Origin of the sequence: Roseomonas sp. CCTCC AB2023176 (assembly GCF_042259275.1) — a bacterium.
Lineage (GTDB): Bacteria > Pseudomonadota > Alphaproteobacteria > Acetobacterales > Acetobacteraceae > Roseomonas.
In genome coordinates this window covers 3,917,853-3,933,710 of sequence record NZ_CP170086.1, presented here as the reverse complement: position 1 = coordinate 3,933,710, position 15,858 = coordinate 3,917,853, and the positions used below count along the sequence as shown (strand labels likewise).

Genomic DNA, 15,858 nt, shown 5'->3' with positions numbered 1-15,858 from the left:
TCTCGTTTCTCGGGCGGCTGCCATACGGGCTTCGCTCCATCGCGTCAACGCGCACGAAGCAAGTTTCGCAGGAAATTCACCTTTAAACATTCTGAAAGTTGCGCAGGATCGCCGATACGCGCATGGAAGATATGCGTGACGGACGGGGCTGCCAGCGCGTGGTGCCGGAACCACGTCGCCTGCCGCTTCGTGTACTGGCCGATCGCGAGGCAGGCCCGGCGCCCCGCCTCGGCCATCGTGATCTCCCCGCGCATCGCCGCCGCGACTTCCGGCACGCCGTGCGCCCGCATCGCGGGCAGGGCCGGGTCCAGGCGGAGCGCCAGAAGCGCCCGGACCTCTTCGACCGCTCCGTCGCGTAGCATCGCACCCCACCGCGCGGCGATGGCGGCGCGCAACCCGTCCCGCGGCGGGTCGAGCAGGACAGCGCGGAAGCGGTAGGGCGCGGGGCCAGTCGTCGGCGCCTCGGCCTGCCAGGCCGCAACGCCCCTGCCCGTACCGCGCCAGACCTCCCAGGCCCGCGCAACCCGCTGCGGATCGCTCGGCCGTAGCCGCGCCGCCGTCGTCGGATCGACCGTCGCGAGGCGTGCGTGCAGGGCGGCGGACCCCTCCTCGGCCAGCAGCCGCCGGGCCTCTTCCCGAGCCTCGGCGGGAACGGGCGGGATTTCCGACAGGCCTTCGGTCAACGCGCGGAAGTAGAGCCCCGTCCCGCCGCAGAGGATGGGCAGCCGCCCCTCTGCCACCGCCGTGTCCATGGCGTCCAATGCGACCTCGCGCCACCACGCGACGGAGGCCGCCTCCGCCGCGGGCCGTACGCCATAGAGCGCATGCGGCGCCCGGGCCTCCTCCTCGACGGTGGGGCGCGCGGTCAGCACGCGCAGCTCGCGATAGACCTGCATGGAATCCGCGTTGATCACCACGCCGCCCGCGCGGCGCGCGACCTCCAGCGCCAGGGCCGACTTGCCGCTCGCGGTCGGGCCGGCGATCAGCAGGGCCTCCGGTTGCTCCATCGCCTCCCCGCGGGCAGAAGCCGCGCATGTCGCACGTCCTGACCCTCGTCGCACCCCCGGGCGAGCTGCACGCCGCGCATGTCGCCGAGGCCCGGGACACCCTCGCTGCCCACGGCGCAGCGCCCGGTACGCCGGACTGGCTGGCGGACGACGAGGCCGCCGACCTCCCCTTCTCCGGCACCGATCCGGCGCGCGCGGCGGAAGCCGTGAGGCACGCGCTGGGCAGCGTGGACGCGATCGCGACGCCGGCCGAATGCCGCCGCAAGCGCCTCCTCATCGCCGACATGGACAGCACGATCGTCACGTCGGAGACGCTGGACGAACTCGCCGACTTCGCCGGCCTGAAGGACCAGATCGCCGCGATCACCCGTCGCAGCATGAACGGCGAACTGGACTTCTCCGCCGCGCTGCGGGAGCGCGTCGCGATGCTGCACGGCCTCTCCCTCTCCGCGTTGCACGCGACCTGGGAACGGACGGTGCTGATGCCCGGCGCCCGCGCACTGGTGCGGACCATGGCGGCGCACGGCGCGCATTGCGCGCTCGCGTCGGGCGGCTTCACCTACTTCACCTCGCGCGTGGCCGCGGCCTGCGGGTTCCACTCGCACCACGCGAACCTCCTGCTGGATGACGGCAGCGCCTTGACCGGCCTCGTGCAGGAGCCGATTTTCGACCGGGACGCGAAGCTCACGACGCTGAAAGCCCTTGCCGTCGGGAAGGGCCTGCCTCTCGACGCCACGCTCGCCGTCGGCGACGGCGCGAACGACCTCGCGATGATCGGTGCGGCGGGCCTCGGCGTCGCCTACAGGGCCAAGCCCATCGTCGCCGCCGCCGCGCGGGCGCGGGTGGACCGTGCCGACCTCCGCGCGATCCTCTACGCCCAGGGCTACAGGGCGGCCGAGATCGCCCCGGACGATTGAGCAGCGCGGATTCCGAAGGCCGCGCGGAACCCACGCTCGCCGGCCGGCGTGACGGTCAGCGCGCGGGATCCGGCGACCCGGCGCACCCAGCCCATCTCCAGACACCGCGTGCACAGGGCGGCCCCGAGCGCCCCGGCGATGTGCGGCCGCCTTTCGCTCCAGTCGAGGCAGGGGCGGCAGAAGGGTCGCGTGCCGCCGGCACGGACGGGTACGCCGAGGTCGCGCAAGAAGGAATCGCCGCTGCCCGTCAGCCGTCCGCCATCGCCCGACATCTCGAGATGACCGTGCGCGATGAGCGAATCCGCGATCCCGACCGCCAGCCGTCCGGCCAGGTGGTCGTAGCAGGTCCGGGCCTCCCGCATCGCGGCCTGGCGCGGGCCGGTCACCGGCGCCGGGCGCGGCCGTGCGGCGGAAAGGGCCATGAGCCCCTCCAGAACCCGCGCCACCTCCGCCGAGGCCAGGCGGTGGTAGCGATGGCGGCCCTGGCGTTCCACCGCCAGAAGCCCGGCCTCCACCAGAACGGAGAGGTGCCCGCTCGCCGTACTCGCCGCGACGCCGGCCACCCGGGCCAGTTCCCCGGCGGTCAGCGCACGGCCATCCATCAGGGCGGAGAGCATGCCCAGGCGCGCGGGGTCGCCGAGGGCTGCCGCCGTCTCGGCCAGGGAGGCGATCGAGGTCACGCAGGGAAGCCTAGACCGATCGGGAGGCCGACGCTTCGGCCGGGGCCGAAGCGTCGCCGCCCCTCGCCCTATACCGCCCGAAGCGCGGCGCAGACCCGCTCGACCTGCCGGTCGGTCATTTCCGGGTAGACCGGCAGGCTCATGATCTCCGTCGCGGCGCGGGAAGTCTCGGCGCAGCGCGCCGGCCCTAGCGCGACGCGGCCGGCATAGGCGCCCTGCTCGTGCACCGGCACGGGGTAGTGGATCGCCGTCGCCACGCCCTGCATCCGCAGCTTCGCCATCACCGCCTCCCGCCCCGGCACACGCACGACGTACTGGTGGAAGACGTGCTCCACACCCGGTGCACGGAACGGCGCGGCGATCGGGCCGTCGGCCAGGGCTGCGTCGTAGGCCGCCGCGATCTCCCGCCGCCGTGCATTCGCCGCGGCGAGCTTCGGCAGGCGTACGCGCAGCACGGCGGCCTGCAACTCATCCAGCCGCGTGTTGATCCCGACCTCGTCGGAGATGTAGCGCCGATGCCAGCCGTACTGCCGCACGGCGCCCATCCGCTTCGCCAAGGCCTCGTCGCGAGTCGCCGTGATTCCAGCGTCGCCGAGCGCCGCCAGGTTCTTCGTCGGGTAAAGCGAGAAGGCCGCCGCGTCACCGAAGGTGCCGAGCATCTGCCCGTCGAGGCGTGCACCATGCGCCTGCGCCACATCCTCTATCACCCTAATGCCGGCGTCGCGGCACATCGGCAGGATCGCGGTCAGGTCGCAGGCATGGCCGTAAATGTGCACCGGGATGACCGCGCGCAGCGGGGGCAGGCCCGCCGGCGGCGAAGCGATGACCGCCCGCAGCTCCTCCGGGTCGAGGCAATAGGTCTGCGGGTCGATATCGAGCAGGAGCGGCGTCGCGCCGACCATCTCGATCGCGGCAACCGTGGCAACGGCGGTGTGGGCGACGGTCGCCACCGTGCTGCCCGGCCCGATGTCCATCGCGCGCAGGATCAGCGCGATCGCATCCGTGCCGTTGGCGCAGCCGACCGCGTGCTGCTCCGCCCCGCCTGCCGAACCCTCGGTGAGCCAGCGGCCATATTCCTTCTCGAAGGCCGCGCCTTCCTGGCCCAGGATGTACCAGCCGCTGGCGAGCACGCGGCTGATCGCCGCGTCGATCTCCGCCTGGTGCGCGCGATAGGCGGCGCCGGGATCGGCCTGCGGCACCAGGATGTCGGGGGCGTTCATCGAACGGTCGTTCCTTCGGTCTCGTCTTCGGTCAGGTACTCGGTCAGGCGCGGGCGGAACCAATCGACCGTCCGTCGCAGCCCGTCTCTCAGCCCCACGCGCGGCGCCCAGCCGGTCGCCGCCCGGAAGGCCCCGTCATCGGCGTGGTAGGACCCGATGTCGATCGCCGCCCGGTCCGCCGGAAACTCGCGGGAGACGTAACGGCCCGACCCGCCGGCCGTCACCAGGGCCTCCGCGAGGTGCCGGAGCGACATCGGCGCGTCCCCGCCCAGGTTGAACGGCCGTCCCGCCGTCCCGGTGCCTGCCAGCAGCGATTCCGCCGCCGCCAGGAAGGCCGCCACCACGTCGTCGGCGTAGGAGAAGTCACGCAACTGGTCACCGCCCCAGACCTCGAAGGCCTCGCCCTCCAGCAGGCGCCGGATCCAGATGCCGAGGAAGGTCTGCCGCGCATCCATCACCCGCATGCGCGGGCCGTAGCAGTTGGTCAGTCGCAGCGCCGTCACGGGTCGGCCGTGCACGCGGTGCTCCAGCAGCCAGTACTGCTCCGCCGCGAATTTGCTCACGCCGTTGGCGTCGGGCGGGACGATCGGGTGTGTCTCGTCCACCGGCAGCCGCTGCGGCCGGCCGTAGAACTGGCGCGTCGAGGCATGGACGACGACCGCGCCCGGCGCCGCCTGCCGTAGCGCCGCGATCAGGCGCAGCTGCGCGTGGCCGTTGATCGCCAGGTCGCCGAAGGGGTCCTTCTGGCTGCCGGCGTGGCTCGTCTGCCCCGCCATGTTGAACAGCACGTCCACGCGGTCGCAGAGCGACCCGAGGTCGGCATCCCGCAGATCGGCCACGACCAGCCGCGCGCCGCACCCACGCAGGTTCGCCCGCCGCGCGCCGGTGCCCGGCAGCATGGCGTCGAGTGCGATCACCTCGGCTCCGGCCTGCCCCAACGCGTGGCACAGCGCCGAGCCGAGGAAGCCAGCCCCGCCCGTCACCAGCACGCGCCGGCCCGCCCATCCCGTCCTGTCAGCCATTCCGGCCATGGATTCCGCGGCCCGTTCCATCATCGCCCCGCCACCGGGGCCGTCACCGTTCAACCTCAACCCGGCCAGCGGCGGAAGAGGGACGGGATTGCGGCGCCCGCCGGGCAAGGGAACCGCGATCCCGGCGGTGCCGCCTCAATCGCGCCCGGGCGGCCGATCCCCCATCCGATCCTCCTCCCGGTCGGCCTGCCGCTCGGCCTTCGCGGCCTCGGGCGAGAGGCGGCTCCGCGTGATCTCGTAGAAGCCGAAGAGCAGGAGGATCTGGCCCGCCAGCACTTCCGCGGCCGCCAGCAGCCGCACCCCGTCATCCTCCGGCCAGATGTCGCCGTAGCCGACGGTCGAGACGGTGACGATGCTGAAATGCAGCGCGTCCCGGAACGCCAGCCGCATGGGCCCCGCCGGCCCCGCGAAGAGTGGCCCGCGGGAGAGGGCGTCGGCGATCCGGTAGAAGCAGGCGAAGGCGATGGTGATGAGGGAAAAGAGCGACACGTAGGCCGCGACCGGCACCGCCAGCGCCACGGCGCGCCCGCCGAGGTCGTTCAGCAGCAGCGCCATGTCCACGAGGAAGCGCACGACCTCCCGCACGTTCGCCGCGACGAGGGCGCCGACGAGGGCCATCGCGACGAGCAGGACGCTGCCCTGCTCCATCCCGGGCATCCGGTTGGCCGGGAAGGAGAGCGACACCGCGGCAACCCCGGCAAGGCTGAGGAGCCAGCGGCCGATTCGCCACAGGTGACGCGCCTCGGTCGGTGTCTCGCTCCGGATGATGAAGCCGAGGGCGCGCCGCTGCCGCCAGACCGCCGCCAGGAAGGCGAGCACGGGGAGGACGAATGCGAGGGCCGCGGCCGTGCGCGGCGCGTCCGGAAAGGCGGCGCGCCCGATCACCGTGAAGAGGCAGGCATAGACCGCGAAGCCATTGGCCGCGCCGACCGCGAGATCCACCCCGCCGGGGAAAAGCCGGAACAGCGTCCCGAAGCCCACCACCGCCGTCCCGACCACGACGAGGGCGAACCAGGGCCCCTCATCCCCCGCCACCCCCGCGGCGACGAGGACCGCGAGGCCCAGCGTGACGAGGAAGGGCCGCGCCCAGTCCGGCAGACGCCCCATCACGGCGGGGCCAGCGCAACCCCGGTGATCTCGACCCGCCAGCGCGGGTTCACGAGGGGCGCCCCGATCGTCATCCGGGCCGGCTTGGCCGAGCGGTCGAGCCAGGCATCCCAGGCCCGGTTCATCGCCGGCGCGTCGGCAATGTCGGCGAGCACGACCTGCACCTGGACCAGCGCCCGCCTGTCCGTGCCGGCCTTTGCGAGCAGGGCGTCGATCTGGCGCAGGATATCGGCCGTCTGCCCCTCCGCGTCGAGCGAGTCGTCGTCGGCCACCTGGCCCGCGAGGAAGATGAAGCCCCCTGCGACGACGGCGCCGCTCAGCCGTTCCTCCTCCGCCAGCCGTCGGATCATCCCCGCCTCCCCGCCGCGCTTGTGCGCCCACGCCGCGCCGTGCGACGCAGCGTGACCATGGGCGACCTGCTGAACAAGGCCATCCTCGCGAGCCGCTGGCTGCTGGCGGTGTTCTACCTCGGCCTTGCCGCCGCGCTCGCCCTTTACGCCGCGAAGTTCGCGTTCAAGATCGTGGAGTTCGGCGGCAAGCTCCTGCGGTCGGAGGATCACGAGGCGCTGCTCGCGCTCCTCTACCTCCTCGACTCCGCGCTCGTGGCCGGCCTCGTCGTCACGGTCATCCTGGCGTCCTGGGACACCCTGGTGAACCGCCTCGGCGGCGACCGCGACGGCCGGGACATGAGCTGGGTGCGGAAGCTCGCGCTCGGCAATCTCAAGATCAAGCTCGCGACGGCTCTTGTCGCGATCTCCGGGATCAACCTGCTGCAACTCTTCCTGGAGATCGGTTCGACACCGGACCGGGTCCTGACCTGGGCCGTGTCCATCCATGGCATGTTCCTGCTGAGCGTCTTGGCCCTCGCCGTGGCCGACCGGCTGGAGGGCAAGAAGGGCGGGGAGGACTGACGGCCCTGCGGACCGCGTTGCGGCCCGCCGGCCCGTCTACCCCGCGAAATGCGGCCGCCGGACCACGCGCGCGACGAGCCCGTCCACCGGCCCGAAAACCACCGAGACCGCCCAGGCCGCGCCGGCCACGAGCACGATCGCCGGCCCCGTCGGCACGTCCGCGTGGAAGGACAGCAGCAGGCCCGCGACCGATGCCGCGGCCGCCATCCCGGCCGCGGCAGTGGCCATGCCCCCGACGCTCCGCGCCCAGTGCCGGGACGCGACGGCCGGCAGCATCATCAGCCCGACCGCCATGAGCGTCCCGAGCGCCTGGAACGCCGAGAGCACGTTGATGACGACCAGCCCCATGAACAGCAGGTGCCAGGCCCCGCCGCGCGCGCCCTCCGCCGAAGCGAAGGAGGGGTCGAAGCATTCGAGCACCAATGGCCGCCAGGCCAGGGCCAGCGCGGCCAGCGTCAAAGTCGCAACCCCGGCCATCAGGAACAATGAAGGATCGTCCACGCCGAGGACGCTGCCGAAGAGCAGGTGCGTGAGTTCCACCGCGCCGGCGCGCATGGAGATCAACGCGACCCCCAGCGCCAGGGCGACGAGGTAGAGGGCTGCGAGGGACGCATCTTCCCGCCCGCCCGTCGCGCGGGACAGCGCGCCGGCCCCGATCGTCACCAGCAGCCCCGCGGCCAGTCCGCCGAGCGACATCGCGGCCACCGACAGCCCGGCGACGAGAAATCCCGCCGCGATCCCGGGCAGGATGCCGTGCGCCAGCACGTCCGCCGTCAGGCTCATCCGCCGCAGGACGAGGAAGACGCCAAGCGGCGGCGCCGCGATCGACAGTGCGAGGCAGCCGACGAGCGCGCGGCGCAGGAACCCGAACTCGACGAAGGGGGCAACCAGCAGGTCCCACACGGCGCTAAGCCGCTTGGCGGGAGCAGTCCTCGGCGTCGCCGTCCCAGCGCTCCGCCATCATCCGCGCGCGCAGGCGGTTCTCGGACGTCAGGACCTGCGCCGTCGGGCCCCAGGCCACGGGCTCCCGCGCCAGGAGCAGGCAGTCCGGGAAGGCATCGCGGACGAGGTCGACGTCGTGCAGGACGGCGACGACGGTCCGCCCCTCCCCGTGCCAGTCGCGGACCAGACGCAGCAGGTCGGCCGCCGTCCGCGCGTCCACCGCATTGAACGGCTCGTCCAGAAGCATGATCGGCGCGTCCTGCACCAGCAGCCGGGCAAAGAGCAGCCGCTGGAACTGCCCGGCCGAGAGGCTGCCCACCGGCCGCCTCTCGAAGCCCGAGAGGCCGACGGCCGCCAGGGCCGCCGCGGCGCGGTCCCGCTGCTCGGGCGTGACCCCGCGGAAGGCGCCGACCCGCGACCAGTGCCCCAGCGTCACGACGTCGAGGCAGCCGATCGGGAAGGTGCGATCCAGCGCGGACATCTGGGGCAGCAGGGCGACGCCGCGAGCCGGCCGCTCCAGCCGCCCGTGATCCACCCGGTGCAGCCCGGCCACGGCACGCAGCAGGGTCGTCTTCCCCGCCCCGTTCGGCCCGACGATGGCCGTCAGGCTCCCCGGCTCGAAAGCGCCGGAGAGGTGGTGCACGGCCGGGCGCCGGTCATGCACCAGCGTCAGGTCGCGCAGGCGGATCGGGGCCGGGTTCACGCTGACAACGCCCAGACGACCGCGAGCCAAAGCACGGCCGACATCGCGCCTGCCAGGACGAGCCGGGGCGCCGCGCCGGCGGTGAGCGCAAGGGGGTCGGAGAGGCGGAGAGCCATGGTGCTACTGTATAACGTTCCGTGGGCCCCGCTTCAACGTCGCGCGCCCCGCGCAGGTTCAGGTGCGCAGGTTTGGGTGAGCAGGCCTGGATGCACGGGCTCGAGCCCGGCGTTTCGGGCTGGAGATCGGGGCGCCGGGTCTCCACTTGCCCGCCCGATGCCTTTCGACATCCCCCCTCCCGCGACCCGTCCGGGGAGGCCGCGATGCGGGCCGCGCTGCGCCGGCACAAGGCGGTCGCGACGGGGCTCCTGGCGGGCATGGCCGGGGTGACGCTCGGCTCCTACGCGCTGCCGCCGGGCTACTGGACCGAACTCCTCCAGGCCTCCGCGAAGGCCGGGCTCGTGGGCGGCCTCGCCGACTGGTTCGCGGTGACCGCCATCTTCCGCCACCCCCTGGGCATCCCGATCCCGCACACCGCGATCGTGCCGAACCAGAAGGAGCGGCTCGGCCAGGCCCTCGGCCGCTTCGTCGCGAACCACGTCTTCACGGATGCCGAGGTCCGCGCGGTCCTCGCCCGCCTCGACGCGGCGTCCATCCTGCGCGGCTTCCTGTCGGACCCGGCGACCGCCCGCCCAGCCGCCGAGGCGATGGCCCGCGCCCTCCCCCGCCTCCTCGCCAGCCTGGAGAAGGGGCAGGCACAGCGGGTCATGCGGCGCCTGCTGCCGCGGATCGTCTCGGGACAGGCTGCCGCGCGCATGGCCGCGCGGGCTCTTCGCCTGATGGTGGCCGGCGGGCGGCACCAGGAGGTCTTCGGCCTTGCCCTCGGCCAGTTGAAGGCCCTCATGGCGGCGAAGGAAGAGAGCCTGAAGACCGCCATCGCCGACCGCGTCCGGGCCGAGGGCGGTGCCCTCGTCGGCTGGATGGCCGGCGCCGCCGTCGCGCGCCGGGTCCTGTCGGCCCTGAACGCCGAGCTGGACAAGATGGAGCCGGGCGACAGCGACCTCCGCGCCGCCTTCGAGACCTGGCTCGAGGGCGAGATCGGCCGCCTGGAGAACGACCCCTCCCGCGCCGAGTCGATCGGCGAGGCCCTGCGCCGTGCCATGGCGCATCCCTCGGTCGCCGCCTGGCTCTCCGATTCCTGGGCCCGGTTGCGCGAGGCGATCGAGGCGGATGCAACCGACCCTGAAGGGCGCACGATCCGGCTGCTGACCGGCATGCTGAACAACCTGGCTGAGATGCTGGAGACGGACCGGTCGGCGCAGGAACGCCTGAACCGGACGGTGGAGCGTGGCCTCATGACCCTCCTTCCCGCCGCGCAGGGGCGGGTCGCCGGCTTCATCGCGAACGTCATCGCGCATTGGGATACGGCGACGGTCGTGGACCGGATTGAGTTGCGGGTGGGGCGGGACCTGCAATTCGTCCGGATCAACGGCACGGTGGTGGGGGCACTGGCGGGCGGGGTGCTCTTCATTGTGCTGCACGCCCTCTTCGGCCGGGTGGCGACCTGACGCGGCGGCGCCTACATCGGTCGGCATGGCCCTCGCCCTCTCGATCCTAGACCAGTCCACCATCGGGTCCGGCCGCACCGCCGACGAGGCGATCCGGGAGACCCTCGCCCTCGCACGCCACGCGGACACGCTGGGCTACGCCCGCTACTGGCTCGCCGAGCACCACGCGAGCGAGGCGCATGCCGGCACCGCGCCGGAAATCCTGATGGCCGCCATCGCCGCGACGACGTCGCGCATCCGTGTCGGCAGCGCGGGCGTCATGCTGCCCCACTATTCCGCCCTGAAGGTCGCCGAGCAGTTCCGGGTGCTGGAGGCCATCGCGCCCGGCCGCATCGACCTCGGGGTGGGCCGTGCCCCAGGCTCGGACGGGCGGACGGCCTTCGCGCTGAACCCCGACGCGGCGCGAGCCGCGGATCGATTTCCCGCGCAGGTGCGCGACGTGCTGGGCTGGCTCGGCGAGGGGCTCCCGGTGGACCACCCCTTCGCGCAGGTCATCGCCCAGCCGCGCGGCCCCACGGCGCCGGAGGTCTGGATCCTCGGTTCCTCCGACTACGGCGCGCAGGTCGCCGCGCATTTCGGCCTGCCCTATTGCTTCGCGCACTTTATCACGGACGGGCGCGGCGCGGCGGAGGCGCTGGAGATCTACCGCCAGGGCTTCCGGCCCGGCATCCTCGCGGCGCCGCACGCTGCCGTCGCAGTCTCCGCCCTCTGCGCCGAGACCGAGGCGGAGGCATGGCGCCTCTACCGGCCGCGCGAACTGTGGCGCCTGTCGCGAGACCGCGGCCGCTTCGTGCCGCTGCCGAGCGTGGAGGATGCGGAGGCCTATCCCTACTCCGCCGAGGACCTCGCCCAGATCGAGCGCCGGCGCCGCGGCGCCCTGGTCGGCACCGGCCCCGCTCTGCGCAGCCGCCTCGAAGGCCTCGCGGCCGAGCTCGGCGCGGAGGAGGTCGCGGTCCTCACGCCCATGCACGACCAGTCCGCGCGGCTGCGCTCCTATGCCCTGCTGGCGGAAGCGTTCGGACTGACCGCTGCGCCGCCCCTCGCGGCGTGATGGCGCCTCAGGTTCCGCCGATCACCAACTGCTTGTCGCGCAGCCAGGCGATGTGCTGGCGCAGCTGGTAGATCTTGTCGCCGTAGGAATCCGGCAGTTCCAGCCGCGACGCCTCGTTCTCCAGCGCGTCGAGCTTCGCGGCGGACTGCATCGAAAGCCCCTTGCCCGCCCCTTCCTCGACCTTCCGGACCTCACCGTAGATGCGGTTGAGCTTGCGCTCCATCTGCCACGTATAGATCGCCGGCGCGATGCGCGCGAGCGGCAGCAGCAACGTCACCAGCGGGATGATCAGCACCCAGAGCCGGTCCACCGCGACCGCAAGCCAGAAGGGGAGGTAGCGCTGCAGAAAGGACTCGCCCCGCTCATAGAAGTTCTTCGCGTCCTCCTGGAGCGGCAGGTCGGTGCCGGTTCCATTCGGGAAGCGCCCCTCCTGCGAGAACAGAGTGCGGTTGCGGTGGCTCTCTCGCAGCACCCGCATCATCAGCGCCGCGACCTGCGGGTTGAGGTCGGCATGCGACACGAGGGCGGCGGAGGGCGCCATCATCGTGATGTCCTCCCGCGGCAGGTCCTCGGGCAGGGAGAGGCCGGATCGCGGCAGCCGCGCGATGGAAAGGTAGCGCAACTGCGCCGCGTAGGCGTCGGCGCGGCTTCCGAAGTTCAGGAGGTTCACGCCCTCCGACCGGACGAGGCGCATGATCGCCTCGGTCGGCACGGCGGAGACGAACACCGCGGCCTCGGCTTGACCGTTCAGCAAGGCCTCCGCCGCCTCGTTGCCCGAGAACGGAAGAGGCTGGATCGCGTCGCCGCCGAGCCCATTGGCCTGGAGCAGAGCCAGAGCGAGCACCCGCGTCCCGCTGCCCTCCGGCCCCACCGCCACGCGCCGGCCGCGGAGCTGCTGGACGGGGTTTCCCCCAGCTTCCTGGCGGCGCACGAAGACCCAGGCCGGTTCCAGGAACACCGCGCCGAGCGAGACGAGGTCGCCGGCCGCCTCTGCCCCGGGGGCCCCCGTGTTCCCGACGATCCCACCCTGGACGAGGGCCATGTCCACCCGTCTCTCCCGAAGGAGGCGCAGGTTCTCGACCGATCCCAACGAGGGGACCCGTTCCACCTTGAAGCGCTCGGCTTCCAGCGCCCGGGCATAGGCGTCCACGGCGGCGGTGTAGGCACTCCCGGCATCCCGCGACACCGCGAGCCGGAGTGTATCGGGCGGCGCCGGTGAGACGAACCGGAACGCGACGAGGATGCCGACGATCGTCAGCCCGAGGACGATGCCCCAGCTCCGCAGGAACGCCTTGACCGATTGCCACATGCCCCGGGGAACGACGGTATCGTGAAGGGGTTGCACGCGGCCGCAACGACCGCGCAACCGCCCGCTGGTGTATCACGTTCGCCACGTGCGGGCCGCGTCGGCCGAGGGGTCGGGGGCCGCCACGCAGTTGACCATCAGGAGTTCACCATGTCCCGTCGGTTCACCCTCTTCGCGGCCGCCGTCGTCTTCTGCGGCCTGACAGCCGTCGCCCAGGCCCAGTCGCCCAGCGCCCCGATGACGGGCGACACGGGCAGCGGTGCCGCGGGCTCCGCGTCCGGCAGCACGATGCACCACCGTTCGACCCGGGCGCATCGCCCGATGCACCACTCCAACCGGGCGGCCGCCCACTCCAACCGGTCCGCCATGCGCGGCGGCCACACGGCCGGGCGCGGCGCGGCGCGCGGCGGGGCGAACGATGCAAATGCCGCCTACATGGGCGGCGGCGCGGTTTATGAGCGCGGCCCGGACGGGTCCCTCCGCCCCGTGATGTGACGGCGAGGCGGCGCCGCCGGGCACCCGGCCCGGCGGCGCCGTCCGCTCAGCGGTTCAGCAGCAGGTCGGGCAGGAACGTCACGACACGCGGGAAGACCGTGATGATCGCGACCGTCACGACCAGCAGCCCGAAAAAGGGCAATGACGCCCGGGCGATCGTCCCGAGCTCCCGCCCCGTCAGCCCCTGCATGACGAAGAGATTGAACCCCACCGGCGGGGTGATCTGCGCGATCTCCACCAGCAGCACGATGAAGATCCCGAACCAGACGAGGTCGAAGCCCGCGGCCGTGACCAGCGGCACGACGATCGTGGTCGTCAGCACGATCATGCTGACCCCGTCCACGAAGCAGCCGAGGATGAGGTACACGATCGTCAGGATGGCGATGAGCGCGTAGGGGCCGAGGCCCATTTCCGTGACGAAGCCGGCGAGCGCCCCGGGAATGCCCGTCAGCGCCATGGCCTTCGTCAGGAAGGCGGCGCCGGCGAGGATGATGTTGATCATGCAGGACAGCCGTGTCGCGCCCGTCAGGCTGTCGAGGAAATTGCGCCACGTCAGCGTGCGCGTGACCGCGGCCAGCAGCAGCGCCCCGCCGACACCGACTGCCGCGGCCTCCGTCGCGGTCGCATAGCCCGCGAACATGGACCCGATCACGACGAGGATGAGCAGCACGCAGGGGATGAGCTGCGCGGAGGCGCGGAGCTTCTCGCCGAAGCTCATCCGCGGCTCCCGCGCCGGCATCTTCGCGGGGTTCAGCAGCGCCCAGACCACGATGTACCCGCTGAACAGCGCCATGACGATCAGCCCGGGGATCAGACCGGCGATGAAGAGCCGAATGATCGAGGTCTCCACCGACACGGCGTAGACCACCATGATGATGGAGGGCGGGATGAGGATCCCGAGCGTGCCGGAGGTCGCGAGGCTGCCGATGGCCAGCCGCTCGTCGTAGCCGCGCCGCGCGAGTTCGGGCAGCGCGATCTTGGAGATCGTGGCGCAGGTCGCGGCGGAAGACCCGCAGACCGCCCCGAAGATCCCGCAGGCGAAGATGTTGACGTGGAACAGCCGCCCCGGCAGCCGCCCGAACCATGGCGCGAGACCGTTGAAGAGTTCCTGGCTCAGCCGCGTGCGGAACAGGATCTCGCCCATCCAGACGAACATCGGAAGCGCCGCGAGGGTCCAGGAACCCGTGCTCTCCCAGAAGGCCGAGGCCAGGAACAGCCCGGGCGTCGGGTTCGTCAGCACGAGCGCGACGTAGCCGACCGCCGAGAGCGTGAATGCGATCCAGATCCCGCCGCCCAGCAGGAGGAACATGACGACGAGCAGGAGCAGCCCGAGCGTGCCGAGGTCCATCGCACCCACCGCTCAGCGCTCCGCCGAATATTCGCCGCGCGCCGCCCGTGCCTCGGCCGCCTCGATGTAGGAGGTCTTGCGTCCCGCCAGCACGGCGACGAGGTCGTCGAGGATCGCGACGAGAAGGATCCCCGACCCGATGGGCATCGCCATCTTCGGCACCCAGAGCGGGAAGGCCACGAGGCCCTGCGCTACCTCCTCGATCTCGAGCGAGAAGAGCGCATCCTGCAGGGTCCACCACGTGATGTAGGCGACGGCCGCGCCGGTGAACGAGAGCGCGACGATCTCCTGCACCCGCCGCGCGCCGGGCGACAGGTTCTCGATCAGCATCCCGACACGGATGAGTTCCGCGCGCCGGAAGGCATGTCCCAGCGCGAAGAAGGTCGTGGCCACGCAAAGATAGGCGACGACGTCGTCCGCCGCCGGGATCTCGTGCCCGAGGGCCCGCACGGCGACGCCGCCCGCCATGACGAGGAAGATGCCGAGCAGCGCGAGAGCCGCCAGGCCGGCGCTCAACGCGTAGAGGCCGTCGAGCGCCCGCCGCATGGCCGGCTCAGGTCCCTGCGCGATAGGCTGCGATCAGCGCGCGGCCGTCATCGCCGGCCCGGGTTACCCACTCATCGGCCATGGTGCGGCCGACCCGGGACATGCCTTCCATCAGCGCCGTGCTGGCAGCGGATACCGTCAGCCCGCGCTGGCCGAGGATCGCCTGCTGCGACTCGGCGGCTTCCCGTGCCATCTGCCAGCCGCGTGTCTCCGCTGCTGCAGCCGCTTCCCGCACCGCCGCCTGCTGCGCGGCCGTAAGGCCGTCGAGCGCCCGGCGCTGGATGAACACCGCGTTGCGCGTGAAGGTGAACCCGACATTGGTGAAGAACTTCGCGTAGTCCCAGGCCTGCGTATCCACGCCCGTCGCGGCCGAGGTCACCATCGCGTTCACCACGCCCGTCGCGAAGGCCTGCGGGATCTCGCTCACCTGCACGAGGGTCGGCGAGGCGCCGACGAGGGTCGCGAAGCGGTTGGTCATGACGTTGAAGGTCCGCATGCGCGTCCCGCGCAACGCCTCGATGCTCTCGACCGCCGTGTTGGTGTAGAAGCCCGAGGGCGGCCAGGGCACCATGTAGAGCAGCGACACGCCCTGCCGCTGGAAGCGCGCCTCGATGTAGGGCCGCGCGAGGTCCATCAGCTTCTTGGCCTCGTCGAAGTTCGTGACGAGCTGCGGGATGCCGTCCACCTCGAAGAACGGGTCCTCGTTGCCGTAGGCCGATAGCAGGATCTCGCCCATCTGCACCTGGCCCTGCTGCACGCCGCGCTTGATCTGCGGCATCGGCAGCAGCGTGCCGTTGGTGTGGAGCTGCACCTGGATGGCGCCATTCGTGCGGGTCTGCAGGTCCTCCACGAAGGCGCGCACGTTGCGCGTGTGGAAGTTCCCGTCCGGGTAGGGCGTCGCCATCTGCCAGCGCGCCTGGGCGCGGGCGGGCCCGGCGAAGGCCGCGGCGCCGGCGGCCGCGGACAGCACGGTCCTGCGGGTGATGAACATCTCGGTCACGCTCCCCTGTCTCGCATCTCTGGTCGCCC

Annotated in this window: 17 protein-coding genes; 5 read left to right on the top strand and 12 right to left on the bottom strand. The window is 72.2% G+C overall.

The genetic code is table 11. From position 1 onward, the window contains the following. Window positions 1–44 precede the first annotated feature (44 nt). Complete coding sequence (gene miaA, locus ACE7GA_RS19670) at window positions 45–1,007, bottom strand: tRNA (adenosine(37)-N6)-dimethylallyltransferase MiaA (RefSeq protein ID WP_376090347.1); 963 nt, start codon at window positions 1,005–1,007, stop codon at window positions 45–47. A 26-nt stretch (window positions 1,008–1,033) separates the two neighbouring features. On the opposite strand from miaA, the gene serB reads away from it, so the two are divergent. Then, a complete protein-coding gene (serB, locus tag ACE7GA_RS19665; protein WP_376090344.1) occupies window positions 1,034–1,924 on the top strand; it encodes a phosphoserine phosphatase SerB in 891 nt (296 codons plus the stop codon). Here serB and ACE7GA_RS19660 read toward each other — a convergent pair. From ACE7GA_RS19660 to ACE7GA_RS19640, 5 genes are all read right to left on the bottom strand, one after another. Then, on the bottom strand, window positions 1,891–2,604 hold the full coding sequence (locus tag ACE7GA_RS19660) for an ArsR/SmtB family transcription factor (protein WP_376090341.1): 714 nt from the start codon (window positions 2,602–2,604) through the stop codon (window positions 1,891–1,893). The two genes, serB and ACE7GA_RS19660, sit on opposite strands and share 34 nt — an antisense overlap. Before the next feature lie 68 nt (window positions 2,605–2,672). Beyond that, complete coding sequence (locus tag ACE7GA_RS19655; RefSeq protein ID WP_376090338.1) at window positions 2,673–3,824, bottom strand: DegT/DnrJ/EryC1/StrS family aminotransferase; 1,152 nt, start codon at window positions 3,822–3,824, stop codon at window positions 2,673–2,675. Beyond that, the gene (locus ACE7GA_RS19650; RefSeq protein ID WP_376090335.1) at window positions 3,821–4,846 is read right to left on the bottom strand and encodes an NAD-dependent epimerase/dehydratase family protein; all 1,026 of its coding nucleotides are present in this window, start codon (window positions 4,844–4,846) and stop codon (window positions 3,821–3,823) included. The genes ACE7GA_RS19655 and ACE7GA_RS19650 overlap by 4 nt, the downstream gene beginning before the upstream one ends. Window positions 4,847–4,990: 144 nt before the next feature. Continuing rightward, the gene (locus ACE7GA_RS19645; RefSeq protein ID WP_376090332.1) at window positions 4,991–5,962 is read right to left on the bottom strand and encodes an ion channel; all 972 of its coding nucleotides are present in this window, start codon (window positions 5,960–5,962) and stop codon (window positions 4,991–4,993) included. After that, entirely contained in the window at window positions 5,962–6,312 is a 351-nt protein-coding gene (locus ACE7GA_RS19640; protein WP_376090329.1) for a RidA family protein, read from the bottom strand. The genes ACE7GA_RS19645 and ACE7GA_RS19640 overlap by 1 nt, the downstream gene beginning before the upstream one ends. Window positions 6,313–6,351: 39 nt before the next feature. On the opposite strand from ACE7GA_RS19640, the gene ACE7GA_RS19635 reads away from it, so the two are divergent. Further along, complete coding sequence (locus tag ACE7GA_RS19635) at window positions 6,352–6,873, top strand: YqhA family protein (protein ID WP_376090326.1); 522 nt, start codon at window positions 6,352–6,354, stop codon at window positions 6,871–6,873. 36 nt (window positions 6,874–6,909) lie between these two features. Here the strand turns inward: ACE7GA_RS19635 and ACE7GA_RS19630 are convergent, their stop codons facing one another. Continuing rightward, a complete protein-coding gene (locus tag ACE7GA_RS19630; protein WP_376090323.1) occupies window positions 6,910–7,776 on the bottom strand; it encodes a metal ABC transporter permease in 867 nt (288 codons plus the stop codon). Between the two features lie 4 nt (window positions 7,777–7,780). After that, entirely contained in the window at window positions 7,781–8,518 is a 738-nt protein-coding gene (locus ACE7GA_RS19625) for a metal ABC transporter ATP-binding protein (protein WP_376090320.1), read from the bottom strand. A 320-nt stretch (window positions 8,519–8,838) separates the two neighbouring features. Here ACE7GA_RS19625 and ACE7GA_RS19620 point away from each other — a divergent pair, with 320 nt between their 5' ends. Beyond that, window positions 8,839–10,083: a DUF445 domain-containing protein gene (locus tag ACE7GA_RS19620; RefSeq protein WP_376090317.1), complete on the top strand. Its 1,245-nt coding sequence runs from the start codon at window positions 8,839–8,841 to the stop codon at window positions 10,081–10,083. Between the two features lie 25 nt (window positions 10,084–10,108). Continuing rightward, complete coding sequence (locus tag ACE7GA_RS19615; RefSeq protein ID WP_376090314.1) at window positions 10,109–11,134, top strand: LLM class flavin-dependent oxidoreductase; 1,026 nt, start codon at window positions 10,109–10,111, stop codon at window positions 11,132–11,134. A gap of 7 nt (window positions 11,135–11,141) precedes the next feature. Here the strand turns inward: ACE7GA_RS19615 and ACE7GA_RS19610 are convergent, their stop codons facing one another. Next, window positions 11,142–12,443, bottom strand: coding sequence for a TAXI family TRAP transporter solute-binding subunit (locus ACE7GA_RS19610; RefSeq protein ID WP_376090311.1), 1,302 nt, complete (start codon window positions 12,441–12,443; stop codon window positions 11,142–11,144). 147 nt (window positions 12,444–12,590) lie between these two features. Between ACE7GA_RS19610 and ACE7GA_RS19605 the strand changes: the two genes are divergently transcribed. Beyond that, window positions 12,591–12,935, top strand: a complete 345-nt coding sequence (locus tag ACE7GA_RS19605; protein ID WP_376090308.1) for a hypothetical protein — start codon at window positions 12,591–12,593, stop codon at window positions 12,933–12,935. Between the two features lie 46 nt (window positions 12,936–12,981). Here the strand turns inward: ACE7GA_RS19605 and ACE7GA_RS19600 are convergent, their stop codons facing one another. From ACE7GA_RS19600 to ACE7GA_RS19590, 3 genes are read right to left on the bottom strand one after another with little or no spacing between them, the layout of a single operon-like run. Beyond that, window positions 12,982–14,283, bottom strand: a complete 1,302-nt coding sequence (locus ACE7GA_RS19600) for a TRAP transporter large permease (RefSeq protein ID WP_376100390.1) — start codon at window positions 14,281–14,283, stop codon at window positions 12,982–12,984. 12 nt (window positions 14,284–14,295) lie between these two features. Continuing rightward, window positions 14,296–14,829, bottom strand: coding sequence for a TRAP transporter small permease (locus ACE7GA_RS19595; RefSeq protein WP_376090305.1), 534 nt, complete (start codon window positions 14,827–14,829; stop codon window positions 14,296–14,298). A gap of 7 nt (window positions 14,830–14,836) precedes the next feature. After that, window positions 14,837–15,820 carry a TRAP transporter substrate-binding protein gene (locus ACE7GA_RS19590; protein ID WP_376100387.1) on the bottom strand — a complete coding sequence of 328 codons (984 nt, stop codon included), beginning with the start codon at window positions 15,818–15,820 and terminating at the stop codon, window positions 14,837–14,839. Window positions 15,821–15,858 lie beyond the last annotated feature (38 nt).

What these genes read in the sequence shown, in the direction of transcription:
- ACE7GA_RS19615 (WP_376090314.1), top strand. Translation starts at nt 10,109, where the DNA reads ATGGCCCTCGCCCTCTCGATCCTAGACCAGTCCACCATCGGGTCCGGC.
- ACE7GA_RS19655 (WP_376090338.1), bottom strand. Translation starts at nt 3,824, where the DNA reads ATGAACGCCCCCGACATCCTGGTGCCGCAGGCCGATCCCGGCGCCGCC.
- ACE7GA_RS19605 (WP_376090308.1), top strand. Translation starts at nt 12,591, where the DNA reads ATGTCCCGTCGGTTCACCCTCTTCGCGGCCGCCGTCGTCTTCTGCGGC.
- ACE7GA_RS19640 (WP_376090329.1), bottom strand. Translation starts at nt 6,312, where the DNA reads ATGATCCGACGGCTGGCGGAGGAGGAACGGCTGAGCGGCGCCGTCGTC.
- ACE7GA_RS19590 (WP_376100387.1), bottom strand. Translation starts at nt 15,820, where the DNA reads ATGTTCATCACCCGCAGGACCGTGCTGTCCGCGGCCGCCGGCGCCGCG.
- ACE7GA_RS19645 (WP_376090332.1), bottom strand. Translation starts at nt 5,962, where the DNA reads ATGGGGCGTCTGCCGGACTGGGCGCGGCCCTTCCTCGTCACGCTGGGC.
- ACE7GA_RS19600 (WP_376100390.1), bottom strand. Translation starts at nt 14,283, where the DNA reads ATGGACCTCGGCACGCTCGGGCTGCTCCTGCTCGTCGTCATGTTCCTC.
- miaA (WP_376090347.1), bottom strand. Translation starts at nt 1,007, where the DNA reads ATGGAGCAACCGGAGGCCCTGCTGATCGCCGGCCCGACCGCGAGCGGC.
- serB (WP_376090344.1), top strand. Translation starts at nt 1,034, where the DNA reads ATGTCGCACGTCCTGACCCTCGTCGCACCCCCGGGCGAGCTGCACGCC.
- ACE7GA_RS19595 (WP_376090305.1), bottom strand. Translation starts at nt 14,829, where the DNA reads ATGCGGCGGGCGCTCGACGGCCTCTACGCGTTGAGCGCCGGCCTGGCG.
- ACE7GA_RS19650 (WP_376090335.1), bottom strand. Translation starts at nt 4,846, where the DNA reads ATGGCTGACAGGACGGGATGGGCGGGCCGGCGCGTGCTGGTGACGGGC.
- ACE7GA_RS19610 (WP_376090311.1), bottom strand. Translation starts at nt 12,443, where the DNA reads ATGTGGCAATCGGTCAAGGCGTTCCTGCGGAGCTGGGGCATCGTCCTC.
- ACE7GA_RS19620 (WP_376090317.1), top strand. Translation starts at nt 8,839, where the DNA reads ATGCGGGCCGCGCTGCGCCGGCACAAGGCGGTCGCGACGGGGCTCCTG.